10 protein-coding genes and 1 riboswitch are annotated in these 13,367 nt (G+C 71.2%); of the genes, 5 read left to right on the forward strand and 5 right to left on the reverse strand.

Annotated elements, in window-relative coordinates:
• The first annotated feature begins 19 nt into the window (after positions 1–19).
• The 4 genes from ACFV9G_RS02765 to ACFV9G_RS02780 all read left to right on the forward strand — a co-directional run bounded on the left by ACFV9G_RS02765 (position 20) and on the right by ACFV9G_RS02780 (position 4,114).
• Positions 20–571, forward strand: a complete 552-nt coding sequence (locus tag ACFV9G_RS02765) for an isochorismatase family protein (RefSeq protein ID WP_378724686.1) — start codon at positions 20–22, stop codon at positions 569–571.
• A 79-nt stretch (positions 572–650) separates the two neighbouring features.
• Positions 651–1,562, forward strand: a complete 912-nt coding sequence (locus tag ACFV9G_RS02770; RefSeq protein ID WP_378724688.1) for a GlxA family transcriptional regulator — start codon at positions 651–653, stop codon at positions 1,560–1,562.
• A gap of 83 nt (positions 1,563–1,645) precedes the next feature.
• Positions 1,646–1,784: riboswitch (SAM riboswitch) on the forward strand.
• 11 nt (positions 1,785–1,795) lie between these two features.
• Positions 1,796–3,067, forward strand: a complete 1,272-nt coding sequence (gene thrC, locus ACFV9G_RS02775) for a threonine synthase (protein ID WP_378724690.1) — start codon at positions 1,796–1,798, stop codon at positions 3,065–3,067.
• Between the two features lie 135 nt (positions 3,068–3,202).
• The gene (locus tag ACFV9G_RS02780) at positions 3,203–4,114 is read left to right on the forward strand and encodes an SGNH/GDSL hydrolase family protein (protein WP_378724694.1); all 912 of its coding nucleotides are present in this window, start codon (positions 3,203–3,205) and stop codon (positions 4,112–4,114) included.
• Between the two features lie 45 nt (positions 4,115–4,159).
• On the opposite strand, the gene ACFV9G_RS02785 is transcribed toward ACFV9G_RS02780, so the two are convergent.
• The 5 genes from ACFV9G_RS02785 to ACFV9G_RS02805 all read right to left on the reverse strand — a co-directional run bounded on the left by ACFV9G_RS02785 (position 4,160) and on the right by ACFV9G_RS02805 (position 9,390).
• Positions 4,160–5,758: an AMP-binding protein gene (locus ACFV9G_RS02785; RefSeq protein WP_378724695.1), complete on the reverse strand. Its 1,599-nt coding sequence runs from the start codon at positions 5,756–5,758 to the stop codon at positions 4,160–4,162.
• Positions 5,759–5,832: 74 nt separating this feature from the next.
• A complete protein-coding gene (locus ACFV9G_RS02790) occupies positions 5,833–7,401 on the reverse strand; it encodes an AMP-binding protein (RefSeq protein ID WP_378724697.1) in 1,569 nt (522 codons plus the stop codon).
• Between the two features lie 34 nt (positions 7,402–7,435).
• Positions 7,436–8,677: an RNA polymerase sigma factor gene (locus ACFV9G_RS02795; RefSeq protein WP_378724699.1), complete on the reverse strand. Its 1,242-nt coding sequence runs from the start codon at positions 8,675–8,677 to the stop codon at positions 7,436–7,438.
• Between the two features lie 9 nt (positions 8,678–8,686).
• On the reverse strand, positions 8,687–9,028 hold the full coding sequence (locus ACFV9G_RS02800; RefSeq protein WP_378724700.1) for a YciI family protein: 342 nt from the start codon (positions 9,026–9,028) through the stop codon (positions 8,687–8,689).
• On the reverse strand, positions 9,025–9,390 hold the full coding sequence (locus ACFV9G_RS02805) for a YciI family protein (RefSeq protein ID WP_378724702.1): 366 nt from the start codon (positions 9,388–9,390) through the stop codon (positions 9,025–9,027). The genes ACFV9G_RS02800 and ACFV9G_RS02805 overlap by 4 nt, the downstream gene beginning before the upstream one ends.
• Before the next feature lie 131 nt (positions 9,391–9,521).
• Between ACFV9G_RS02805 and ACFV9G_RS02810 the strand changes: the two genes are divergently transcribed.
• Positions 9,522–13,361, forward strand: coding sequence for a Pls/PosA family non-ribosomal peptide synthetase (locus ACFV9G_RS02810; protein ID WP_378724704.1), 3,840 nt, complete (start codon positions 9,522–9,524; stop codon positions 13,359–13,361).
• Positions 13,362–13,367 lie beyond the last annotated feature (6 nt).

Consider the following 13,367-nt stretch of genomic DNA (forward strand, 5'->3'; position numbering starts at 1 on the left):
CAGCTCGCACACTGGAGGCATGAGCAACCGAGCCCTTCTCGTCATCGACATCCAGGAATCCTTTCGTCAGCAGGAATTGTGGGACCAGACCCTCCATCCCGATATCGCCGAGCGCGCAGACCGGCTGGTGAGCCTCGCGCGTGCCGCCGGAGACCTGGTCGTCTGGGTGCTGCACACCGAGCCCGGCAGCGGTGGTGCGTTCGACCCGGCCTCGGGCCATGTGCGCTACCTGGAAGGGCTGAGCGGCCCGCAGTCGGGTGACGTCGAGGTGCGCAAGACCTCGCACAACGCGTTCACCACGACCAACCTGCAGCAGGTGCTGACCGAGCACGGGATCACCGAGCTCGTGGTCTGCGGGATCCGTGCCGAGCAGTGTGTCGAGACCAGCGCCCGGATCGGCTCCGACCTCGGCTACCGGGTCACCTATGTCGCCGACGCGGTGACCACCGAGCCGCTGGGAGGCCTGTCCGCGGAGGAGGTCGTGGAGCGTACGAAACTCGTGCTCAGCGGCCGGTTTGCCGAGATCGTGACCATCGCCGATCTGGAGGCTGTGGCAGCATCTGCGGCGTGAGCGAGCGCCAGCGAGCGATCAATGTGATCATGATGCCGTCACATCCGTATCCTTTCTTCTCCTCAACGGGTGTGGCGGCATGAGCAAGGTCGTGTTCGTGCTGCTGCCTGGCGTACATCTGCTCGACCTCGCCGGGCCGGCACAGGCGTTCCACACCGCTGGCAACCTGGGGCACCCCTACGACCTCGTCTACGTCGCGGGCGCCGAGCCGGGGGAGGTGGTCTCGGCCCAGGGGCTGCCGCTGTCGGTCACCGCGGAGTGGCCGGACCTCGACCCCGGCGACCTGCTCCTCGTGCCGGGGTGGCGGGCGGCGTACGACCTCGTCGCCGGCCCTCGGCTCTCCCGGGAGACAGTCGAGCGGCTGCGTGCCCATCATGCGGCCGGGGGCGAGGTGGCGAGCGTCTGCGCCGGCGCCGATGCCCTCGGCCAGGCGGGTCTCCTCGACGGCCGTCTCTGCACCACCCATCACGACCTCCAGGACGCGCTGTCCAGCCGCTATCCGAAGGCCCGGGTGGTGCGCGACGTGCTCTTCACCAGCGATGACCGGATCGTGACGTCGGCCGGCATCGCCAGTGGCATCGACCTGAGCCTGCACCTGCTCGCGATGCGCCACGGACCGGCGCTGGCGGCTCGTGTCGCCCGAGACATGGTCGTCTACGCGCGGCGCAACGGCGACCAGCCGCAGGAGAGCGTCCTGCTGCGCCACCGGAACCATCTCGACGACACCGTCCACCACGTGCAGGACGTGATCGACGGCCGGTTCGCCGAGGCGCTCCCGCTCGCCGTCCTTGCCGAGGGCGCGGGGGTGAGCGAGCGCACCCTGACCCGCGCCTTCGTGAGCGCGACCGGTCTCACCCCGCTCCGCTACCAGCAGGCGCTTCGGCGTGAGCGCGCCGACCATCTGCTGGCCGCGGGCACCACCATGGAGTCGGCCGCCCGAGCGGTGGGCTTCGACGACGCCCGGATGCTGCGCCGCCTCCGCGCCCGCTGACCGCCGTCCAGATAGCGGACATGTGGTCCGCGGAGTGGAACCCGGATGTGTTTGGTGCCGGATACCTGCCGTACGATCGCTACTGCTCATCGAGAGGGACTGAGGGAACGGCCCAGTGAAGTCCCGGCAACCGACCGCGAGCCTCCTCCCATGCCAGGGCGGGTAGCGGAGCAGGTGCTAATTCCGGCCCGGCGCGAGAGACGTGATCGGGGAAGATGAGGAGGAGGTTTCTCATGAGCGCTGCAACCGAGGAGAAGAACGGTCTGCGCGAGGGCGCGTTCGGGAACGCATCGGCACTCTCGTGCCGAGAGTGCGGCAACCAGGTCGAGCTCGGACCGCATTACGCCTGTCCGGAGTGTTTCGGGCCACTGGAGGTGGCCTATGACTTCCCGGCCGTGACCCGTGAGGAGATCGAGGCCGGACCCCGCAACATCTGGCGCTACAAGGCGCTGCTGCCGGTGCCCGACGACATCGAGCAGAGCCCCAACACCGAGCCCGGCTTCACCCGGCTCCTGGACGCGAAGAACCTCGCCAAGGAGCTCGGCATCGAGAAGATCTGGGTGAAGGACGACTCGACCAACCCGACCAACTCCTTCAAGGACCGCGTGGTCGCCTGTGCGCTGAGCGCCGCCCGTGAGCTCGACGCCAAGGTCTTCGCCTGCCCGAGCACCGGCAACCTGGCCAACGCGGTGGCGGCGGCCGGGGCGCGGGCGGGCATCCCGACAGCGGTCTTCATCCCGAGCAACCTCGAGCAGCCCAAGCAGGTCAACTCCGCGATCTTCACCGACAACCTGATCGCCGTCGACGGCAACTACGACGACGTCAACAAGCTCGCCCAGGAGATCGCGGCGGAGGAGGACGGCTGGGCGTTCGTGAACGTCAACGTACGTCCCTTCTACGCCGAGGGCTCCAAGACGCTCGGCTTCGAGATCGCCGAGCAGCTCGGCTGGCGCCTGCCCGACCAGATCGTCATCCCGGTGGCCTCCGGATCCCAGCTGACCAAGGTCGACAAGGCCTTCAAGGAGCTGATCAAGCTCGGTCTGGTCGAGGAGAAGCCCTACCGGATCTTCGGCGCCCAGGCGACCGGCTGCAACCCGGTCGCGACCGCGTTCAAGGCCGGCGTCGACGCCATCCGCCCGGTCAAGCCCGACACGATCGCCAAGTCGCTGGCCATCGGCAACCCCGCCGACGGCATCTACGTCCTCGACGCCACCCGCTCCTCCGGTGGCGCCGTCGAGGAGGTCACCGACGACGAGATCCGCGCCGCGATCGTGCTCCTGGCCCGCACCGAGGGCATCTTCACCGAGACCGCCGGCGGCACCACGCTCGCGGTCACCAAGAAGCTCGTCGAGACCGGCGCTCTGGACCCGAGCCTGGAGACGGTGATCATCAACACCGGCCACGGCCTCAAGACGCTCGACGCGATCAGCGGCATCGTCGGTCCCCGCGCCACCATCGCCCCCAACTACGACTCCTTCGAGGAAGCCGGGCTCTCGCAGGCGTAGGGCTTGTCCCTTCGTCACGGTATGCAGACGAAGGCTCACATCCCCGGCGGAGTTCCGCGCGGGATGTGGCCCTTGACCTGCATACCTTGACGAAGGAACCCTCGCGTTCACACTCGTGCGCTACAGATAAGAAATGTGAGCAGCGCGAAGACGAGTGAAGAGGCCAGATGGCTCGGTGTGGTCGCCGCGACCGCCGGAGTCGCCGGCGCGATCGGCGTGGTGGGGGCGGCGGCCGGTGCCGGGTTCGTGACGTTGCTGAAGAGACAGGCGGCGCATGCACGCGACGTGATCGGCAAGCCGCTCGGCGAGGAGGCGATCTACGCCGACAAGGTCTACAAGAAGACCTACGGCGGTACGCCGGTGGAGCTCCTCGTCCTCGGCGACTCGATCGCCGCCGGGCTGGGTGCGGAGACCCGCGGCGGCACGCTCGGCGCACGGCTCGCCAAGGGTACGGCGAAGGTCCTGCAGAGGCCGGTGCGGCTGCGTACGGCCGCCGTGGTCGGGGCCGAGACCTCGATGGTTCCCGCTCAGCTCGAGTCGCTTCCGGAGCGCTACCGACCCGACGTCGCGGTGGTCATCGTCGGCGGCAACGACGTCACCCACCGGGTCCCGCAGAAGGACTCCACCCGGGTGCTGGGGGAGATCATCGACGCGCTGCGGGAGCGTGGCGCCGAGGTGGTGGTCGGGACGTGCCCCGACGTCGGTGCGGTCCGACCGCTGCCGCAGCCGCTGCGCTCGCTCGGGCGCAGGATCGCCAAGCAGCTGGCCGAGGGGCAGCGGGAGACCGCGCTGGCCAAGGGCGCCCACGTCGTCTCGCTCTCCGAGGTGGTCGGCCCGTTCTTCATCACGAACCCCGACGAGATGTTCGCCATCGACCACTTCCACCCCAGCGCCATGGGCTACAAGCGCACCGCGAAGGCGATGCTGCCCTCCGTCCTCGCCGCGCTGGGGCAGGTCGAGCGGGTCCCGTTCGGCCACCACCTGCCCGAGCTCCCGCCCGAGTCGGCGCATCCTGACACAGACCCCGGTCGAGTCGGCTCGTCATAACGCGCCGACTCGGCGCGGGGTTCGGTCAGAACGCGCCGACTGGGCCTAGCGCTCGTCCGCCTCGTCCGGGGCCTTGCCACCGGTGCTGAGCAGGTCGGCGGTGAAGCCGGTGGCGGCGCGGTAGTCGACGGTCCCGGCAGGCGTACGCGGCACCGCGTCGACGAGCAGGACGAGCTTGGGCTCGTGCGACTCACCGAGCAGGTCGCGGGAGTGCTTGCGCAGGTCGGCGGCGGTCGTCTCGGACGACGGAGCCAGCTGCACCAGGGCCGCTACCTGCTGGCCCCAGCGCGGGTGAGGCATGCCGAAGACCGCGGCGTCGACGACGTCGCCGTGGCCGAGGAGCACGCCCTCGATGGTCTCGGGGTGGATCTCGAGGTCACCGGTGCGTACGAGCGTGGCGGCCCTGCCCAGCAGGGTGATCGAGCCGTCCTGCTCGCGACGGGCGAGGTCGCCGGGGAAGGTCCATCGCCGGTTGTCGATCAGCTTGATCGCGGTGGCCGAGCGGGCGTTGTCCTTGTAGTAGCCGAGAGCCGAGGGACCGGAGCGGGCCAGCAGGCCCTCGACGCCGGGAGCCGCCGGGGTGAGGTCGGGGTTGAAGACCTCCACCTCCGGGCCGACCATGAACCGCGCCTCACCGGGGACGAGCGGGGAGCCGTCGTCGGCGCGGGAGCCGGTGACGCCGGTCTCCAGGGTGCCGTAGGAGTCGACGATGACCCGGCGGGCGAACGCGTTTCGCAGGACCCCGAGGACGTTCTCGGAGAGCGGTGCGGCGGTGTTGGAGACACCGGCGAGCGAGCGCAGTGGCCAGCGCTTCTTCCCGACCAGCCGCGCCGCAGCCACCGGCCGCGCCTGGGCGTCGCCCAGCAGTGTGATCGCGGTCGCGCCGGCCTGCTCGGCGAGGTCGAGGAATGCCTCGGCGGAGAAGGTGGGCGAGGTGTCGAGCACCGCGGTGCCTCCGGCGACCAGCGCCCGCAGGAGCAGCAGCTGGCTCTGCCCGTGCAGCAGCGGACCGCCGGCGAGCAGGACGACACCCGAGTCGCGAGCTGCCGCCTCGGCGGCGAGGCCCTCGACCGACGGGATCGGCGCGTTGCGCCGGACCGTGTTCAGCGCGGCCCAGATCAGGTCCTCCTGACGCCACACCGCACCCTTCGGGGTGCCCGTGGTGCCGGTGGTGAAGATGATGTGCCAGTCACCGGGCGTACGCCCGACGGTCGGCCGCTCCTTGGACGCCGCGGCGACCTTGGCGTCGTAGTCGGGGCCGAGGACGACCCGGTGGTCCAGCTTCAGGTCGAGCTCGTCGAGGTCGTCGGTGAACTCGGGGGAGACGATGGCCGCGACGCAGTCGGTGGCGGCGTACGTCCGGGCGAGCTCGTCGCGCCGGTAGGCGTGGTTGATGTTGACCGGGATCGTGCGGGCCTTGAGACATCCGTAGAGGGCGTCGACCCACTCGATCCGGTTGGTCGCGTGGACGGCGACCTGGGCACCAGGCTCGAGACCGACGCTCAGCAGGTGGTTGGCCAGGCGCGTGGCACGCTCGTCGATCTCGGCGTAGGAGTAGGCGCGGTCGGAGGTGACGACAGCCGTGCGATCGGGGATCGCATCGGCCATCGCCTCCAGGATGTCGGGCAGTGTGAGGGGGATCACGGCGGACACAGAGACGTAGGCTTTCCAGGGGTAGGGCCGTACGGCACCGAACCGTACGTCGGATCAGCCGGTCGTCACCTACGCGCCTCGAGCAGCTCGGCAGCGACCGTAGCGCTCGCACGATAGTCCACCTTGCTCACGGGCGTGCGAGGGACTCGCTCCACGAGCAGGATGTCCTTGGGCACCTTGTAGGCGGAGATGAGGCTGCGGCAGTGCTCCCGCAGCGCGTCGTCCGAGGTCGCGGCGCCCTCGCGGAGCTGCACGAGAGCGGTCACCTGCTGGCCCCAGCGCTCGTGCGGGGTGCCGACGACCGCGGTGTCGAAGACGTCGGGGTGACGCAGCAGGACCGCCTCGACCTCCTCGGGGAAGACCTTCTCGCCGCCGGTGTTGATGCAGCCCGAGCCGCGGCCCAGGACGGTGATCGAGCCGTCCTCCTCGCGCCGCGCGAAGTCGCCGGGGATCGACCAGCGCTGCCCGTCGATCTCCTTGAACGTCGCCGCGGTCTTGACCGGGTCGTTGTAGTAGCCCAGCGGGATCGACCCGGTGCGTGCGAGCATCCCGGTCTCGCCCGGCGCGCACGGCTTCAGGTCGGTGTCGAAGACCTGTACGTCCATCCCGACCTGGAACTTCGGCGCGGCCTGCTCGCCCTCCTTGCCCTCGTCGACCTGCATGCCGGTCGCTCCGGACTCCGAGGCTCCGTAGGAGTCGAGGATGTAGCGGCCGGGCAGTGCCTCCCGGAGCTGGGTGCGCACCCCTGCGGAGAGAGGTGCGGCGCCGTTCGAGACGGCGAACAGCGCGCTCAGGTCCCAGCGCTCCGGCTCGCGCAGGATCGCCTCGGCCACCGGACGGCCCATCGCATCACCCAAGAAGGTGAGCGAGTTGACCCCGGCCGCCTGGACGAGGTCCAGGATGCTCTCGGGCGACCAGGTCGGCTCTGTGAAGAGCGCGACCGTGCAGCCGCCGACATGGCCGTTGCCCATGATCCACTGGCTGCCGCCGTGCATCATCGGGCCGCAGGCCAGCAGCACCATCGGTGTCTCCTGCGCGGCCGCTTCTTCGGCGAGCTGCTCGACGGTGTCGAACGGCGCCCCGAACCGGCTCGCGTTCATCGCGGCCCGGATGATGTCCTCCTGGCGCCACACGACGCCCTTCGGCATCCCGGTGGTGCCGCCGGTGAAGATCACATAGCGGTCGTCGGGGCTGCGCTCGATGTCGGGGCGCTCCTTCGAGGCGGCGGCGACCGCGGCGTCGTACTCCTCGCCCAGCACCAGCGTGGGGATGCCCAGGCCGAGCGCGGCGACCGCCTCGACGTGCTCCGGTCCGATGATCGCAGCGACCGCGTCGGAGCTGCGGTAGAGGTGGTCGAGCTCGTCGTGGAGGTACTTGTGGTTGATGTTGATCGGCACCGCCCGCGCCTTCATGCACCCGTAGAAGGCGTCGACCCACTCGATCCGGTTGCGGGAGTGGATGGCGACATGGTCGCCGGGTTGGATGCCCTGCCCGAGGAGATGGTTGGCCAGCCTGGTCGCGCGCTCGTCGACCTCGGCGAAGCTGTAGGCGTGTTCCATCGTGAACACGGCGGTGCGGTCGGGGATGGCGTCGGCCATCGCCTCGAGGATGTCGGGGAGAGTGATCGGGGTCACAGCACCGAGTGTCGCAACTAGAACGTGTTCTCGTCTAGGGAATGGGTTCAAAACCTTCCAGAGCCGCGCGTCGCCGGGTGAGGTCGGCCCGCTCCGGCCGGTGCGCGCAGAGGGCGATGGCCTCGGCATACGCCTCGATCGCCTCGTGGTGTCGTCCCGATCGTTCCAGCAGCTGGGCACGTACGGCAGGCAGCCGGTGTCCCGGGAGAGCGACCGACACCAGCGCCCGGAGCCCGGCCTCGGCTCCCTCGGCCTCAGCGACGGCGACGGCCCGATTGAGGCGTATGACAGGGGTGTCGTGGAGCGCGAGCAGCTCGTCGTAGCGCTCGACGATGCGGGCCCACGCGGTCGCCTCGGAGGTGGGTGCGACCGCGTGCTCCGCGGCGATCAGCGCCTGGAGGAGATAGGGCGCCGGCGCGGCGTGGGCGAACGGGGTGAGGATCGCGAGGGCCTCGGTGATCTCGTCGGTGCGCCAGCGGGCGCGGTCCTGGTCGGGAAGCAGGACGAGAGCGCCGTCCGGCCCGATCCGCGCGTCCCGGCGGGAGTGCTGCAGCAGCATCAGGGCAAGCAGGGCGTCGACCTCCGGGTCCGGCGCCGGGAGCACCGCCCTCAGCACGCGGACCAGCCGGATCGCCTCGCCGGCGAGGTCGGAGCGTACGACATCGGGGCCGGTGCCGGGGGCATAGCCCGCGGTGAACGCGAGATAGCCGACCTCGGCGACGATCCCGATCCGTTCTCGCAGGTCAGCGAGGTCCGACGGCACCTCGAAGGACGCGCCCGCGAGCCGCTTGCGCGCCCGGGTCAGCCGCGCCGCCATCGTCGCCTTCGACTGCAGGAACAGCCGCCCGATGCCCTCGGTCGGGACGCCGAGGACCAGCCGGAGGGTGAGCGCGGCAGCGGCCTCACGCGAGAGCGCCGGGTGGGCGCAGAGCAGCACCAGCCGGAGCCGCTCGTCGGTGATCGCCTCGCCGCCGGACCCGGCCGGCACCGTGGCCATCACCTGCTGCGCCTCTTGCGTGAGCCCGGCGTCGACCATGAGCAGCGGCATCTTGCGGGCCAGCACCTCCTCGGAGCGCATCCGGTCCACGATCCGTCGCCTGGCGGTCGTGAGCAGCCACGCCGGTCCGTTGTCCGGCTCACCGTCGACCGGCCAGTGCCGGGCGGCCGCCTCGAAGGCGTCGGCAAGGCCGTCCTCGGCGAGGTCCAGACGACGGAACTGCGCGACGAGCAGGGCCAGCAGCCGGCCCCACTCCTCGCGCAGCAGCGTCTCCAGCATCGTCGGTCGTCAGTCCAGCTCCGCCGCGCGGATCTCGATCGCCGACTCCGCCGTGGCGAGCAGCCTGCAGCACTCGACCAGGTCGTCGCGGTCCTCCGACTCCACGACGTAGAGCCCCGCCAGATGCTCGGCGGCTTCCGTGTAGGGCCCGTCGGTCACCCCGGACCCGCGCACGGTCACTGCCGTCGCCGGATCGGCGAGCGCGGCGCCGTACCCCTTCAGGTTGGTGTGCCCGCGGTCGGCGAGCAGCTCCGCGAACCTCTCGTGCGTGGCGAAGACCGCGCCCTTCTCGGCCTGCGTCTTCGCCTGCCACTCGGCCTCGACGTTGGGGATGAGCAGGTAGTACCTCATCCGGGCATCCCCTCGTGCTCGACGAGCTCGCGGACCTCGAGCGCCGTCTCGAGCTCGGCGAGCACCTTGCAGCACTCGAGCATGTCGTCGACGTCGTCGGTCTCGATCGTGTAGAAGCCGGTCACGTGCTCGACGGTCTCGGCGTACGGGCCGTCGGTGATCACTACCCCGTCACCGGTCTTGCGCAGCGTTCTGGCCTTGCTGGAGTGGTGGAGCTCGGCGCCACCGGTGACCTTGTGGCCACGCTCGGCGAGCAGCTTGGCGAACCTGCCATGAACCTCGTAGCCGGCCGCCTTCTCCTCCGGCGTCGACTCGGCCCAGAAGGCCTCGTTCGCCGGCAGCAGCACCATGTATCTGGTCATCGTCTTGATCCCTTCGCATGCCTCGGTGTGAGTCTTACACCGGGGATGACGGGTGGGACAGGGCCAAATCGACACCGAGAAGGAACGATGATGTACGTCATCCGTTCAACTCCTCCAGGAAGGCTCTGGATGTGACCGACCCCCTGCTGCGAGGCGAGCTCGCGCCTGAGCCCCGGACCCTCGTCGACATCTTCCGGGCGACCGCGGCCCAGGTGCCCGACGAGCCGGCCGTGGACGCGGGCAACGGGCTGCTGACGTACGCCGAGCTCGAAGAGGCCGCCGACGGGCTGGCCGCCGAGCTGAACGCCGCCGGGATCGGGCCGGGGGACAAGGTCGGGCTGCGGATCGCGAGCGGGACCACCGACCTCTACGTCGCGATCCTCGGGATCCTCTGCGCGGGCGCCGCCTACGTGCCGGTCGACGCCGACGATCCCGAGGAGCGGGCCCGGCTGGTCTTCGGTGAGGCCCGGGTCGCCGCGGTCGTGACCAACGACCTGCGGGTCACGACGACGGTCCAGGCCCGCGAGGAGCGCGAGCCGGAGGAGCCGTCGACCGAGGACGACGCCTGGGTGATCTTCACCTCCGGATCGACCGGCACGCCCAAGGGTGTCGCGGTCACCCACCGCAACGCCGCCGCCTTCGTCGACGCCGAGTCCCACCTCTTCCTCCAGGACGCCCCGATCGGGGTCGGCGACCGGGTGATGGCGGGTCTCTCGGTGGCCTTCGACGCGAGCTGTGAGGAGATCTGGCTGGCGTGGCGCTACGGCGCCTGTCTGGTCCCGGCGCCCCGCGCGCTGGTTCGCTCCGGGGTCGATGTCGGCCCGTGGCTGGTCGCCAACCAGATCACCATCGTCTCCACGGTGCCCACGCTGGTCGCGCTCTGGCCACCGTCCTCGCTGGACCGGGTCCGGCTGCTGATCACCGGCGGCGAGGCGATCCCGCCCGAGCTCGCCGCCCGCCTGGTCACCCCCGAGCGCGAGGTCTGGAACACCTACGGCCCGACCGAGGCGACGGTGGTGGCCTGCGGTGCCCAGCTGACCGCGGACGGTCCGGTGCGGATCGGTCTCCCGCTCGACGGCTGGGATCTCGCCGTCGTCGACCCGGCGACCGGGGTCCCGGTCCCCGAGGGCGAGACCGGCGAGCTGATCATCGGCGGTGTCGGCCTGGCGCGCTATCTCGACGCGGCCAAGGACGCCGAGAAGTACGCCCCGATGCCCACTCTGGGCTGGTCGCGGGCCTATCGCTCGGGCGACCTGGTCGTCAACGACCCCGCCGGGCTGCTCTTCGGCGGTCGCGCCGACGACCAGATCAAGCTCGGTGGCCGGCGCATCGAGCTGGGCGAGATCGACAGCGCCCTGCTGCAACTTCCCGGTGTCGTCGGGGCGGCCGCCGCCGTACGGAAGAGCACCGCCGGCAACAGCCTCCTGGTCGGCTATGTGACCGTCGACGACGCCTTCGACCAGGCCACCTCCGTCGCCCGGCTCCGGGCCGACATGCCGGCTGCGCTGGTGCCGCGGCTGGCCGTGGTCGACAGCCTCCCGACGCGTACGAGCGGGAAGGTCGACCGCGACGCGCTCCCGTGGCCGCTCGCCTCCGTTGCGGGTGCGGGGGAGGGGCTCAGCGACACCGAGGCCTGGCTGGCCGGGCTGTGGAACGACGTCCTCGGCGCCGAGGTCACCGGATCGGCGGCGGACTTCTTCGACCTCGGCGGGGGCAGCCTGACCGCGGCTCAGATGGTCAGCCTCATCCGCGAGCGCTTCCCGGAGGTCGCGCTCGGCGACATCTACGACCAGCCGAAGCTCGGCGCGCTGGCCGCCTACATCGACGAGATGGGCAGCTCTGCCGCGCTCTCCGAGCGCGAGGTGCCGGCCGTACGCCTCAAGACCCAGGTCGCTCAGGTGGTCGCGACGATCCTGCTGCGCTGCCTCGCGGCACCGCGCTGGCTGACCTGGATCGCGCTCGGGACGACCCTCGCCCAGCCGTGGGCGCCCTGGCTGCCCTCGCTGAGCTGGTGGGTGCTGGTGCCCGCGATCGCGCTCTTCCTGACCCCGCCCGGCCGGATGCTGCTCGCCGCGGGCGCGGCGCGGCTCATCCTGCACGGCGTACGTCCGGGGGAGCACGCCCGCGGCGGCAAGGTCCATCTCCGGCTCTGGCTGGCGACGCACGCCGTCGACGAGCTCGGCGCCCACGGTCTCGCCGGGGCACCGTGGATGCTCTGGTACGCCCGGCTGCTCGGCGTGCGGGTGGGCAAGAACGTCGACCTGCACAGCCTCCCGCCGGTCACCGGGATGCTCACCCTCGGCAAGGGCTGCTCGATCGAGCAGGAGGTCGACCTCTCGGGCCACTGGATCGAGGGCGACGTGCTCCATCTGGGTGAGGTCGAGGTGGGCGAACGAGCCCGGGTCGGAGCGCGGTCGACGCTGCTGCCCGGCGCTCGGGTCGGCGACGACGCCGAGGTCGGGCCCGGCTCGGCGGTCTTCGGCACGGTGCCGGCCGGCGAGTTCTGGTCGGGTTCGCCGGCTGCCCGTGCGGCCCGGGAGGCACGCGGACCGTGGCAGCCGCCACAGGCACGGGCCCAGGTCTGGATGCTCCTCTATGGCATCGCGGCCGCCGTCCTCGCCCTGCTTCCCGCGGTCGCCATCGGCGTCGGAACCGTCGTCGGGGTCGCCCTGGCCGGGGTCCCGACGTCCTACGCCGACATCGGCCCGCTGCTCGCCTGGAGCCCGGCCGCGGTCGTGGCCGGGTTCCTCACCCTGACCGCGCTGGTCTGGGCCGTGGTCCGGCTCGCCGGTCTGGCGATCAGGCCCGGCGTACATCCTGTACGCAGCCTGGGCGGCGTCGCGGTCTGGTCGACGATGCAGGTGCTCGACGAGGCCCGCACCTGGCTCTTCCCGCTCTACTCCTCGACGCTGACGCCGTTGTGGCTGCGGGCGCTCGGCGCCAAGATCGGCAAGCACGTCGAGGCCTCGACGGTGCTGATGATCCCCGGCCTGACGCAGGTCAACGACCAGAGCTTCCTGGCCGACGACACCCTGATCGGCGGCTACGAGCTCGGCGGAGGCTGGCTGCGGGTCGAGCGGGTGAAGATCGGCAAGCGGGCCTTCGTCGGCAACTCCGGCATGGCGGCGCCCGGTCGCAAGGTGCCGAAGGCGTCCCTGGTCGCCGTGCTCAGCGCCGCCCCGCGCCGCAAGCGTGCGCAGAAGGGGGAGAGCTGGCTCGGTTCGCCGCCGGCTCCGCTGCGCCGGGCGGCCGGCGAGACCGACTCGGGGCGCACCTACGACCCGCCGGCCGGGCTCAAGGTCGCCCGGGCCCTCGTCGAGCTGGCCCGGCTGGTGCCGCAGACGCTCGCGGTGCTGCTCTACGCCGGGGTGGCCCATGTGCTCGTCAGGATCTGGGACGCCGTGGACCTGTGGCTCGCGATCCTGGTCGCCGGGCCGGTGCTCGCCGCCGCCGGAGCGGTCGCCGCCGGCATCACGGTGGCGGCGAAGTGGCTGCTCGTGGGCCGCATCCGGGCAGGCTCGCACCCGCTGTGGAGCTGGTTCGTGTGGGCCAACGAGCTGGCCGACACCTTCGTCGAGGTGCTCGCCGCGCCCTGGTTCACCGGGGCCGTCTCCGGCACGCCGGTGCTCAACCTCTGGTTCCGGGCGCTCGGCGCGAGGATCGGCCGCGGCGTGTGGATCGAGACCCACTGGCTCCCCGAGACCGACCTCGTCGAGCTCGGCGACGGAGCCACCGTCAACTCCGGCACGGTCGTGCAGACCCACCTGTTCCACGACCGCGTCCTGGCCCTCGACGAGGTCGTGCTCCGGCGCGGCGCCACGCTCGGGCCGAACTCGGTGATCCTGCCCGCCGCGGCCATCGGCCGGCATGCGGTCGTGGGACCGGTCTCGCTGGTGATGCGCGGGGAGAGCCTGCCGGACAAGACCCTGTGGATCGGCAACCCGATCGGTCCCTGGGACCAGGCCGGCTGAGCGGAT

It is taken from the genome of Nocardioides sp. NPDC059952, from assembly GCF_042730435.1.
In the GTDB taxonomy this organism is placed as follows: domain Bacteria; phylum Actinomycetota; class Actinomycetes; order Propionibacteriales; family Nocardioidaceae; genus Nocardioides.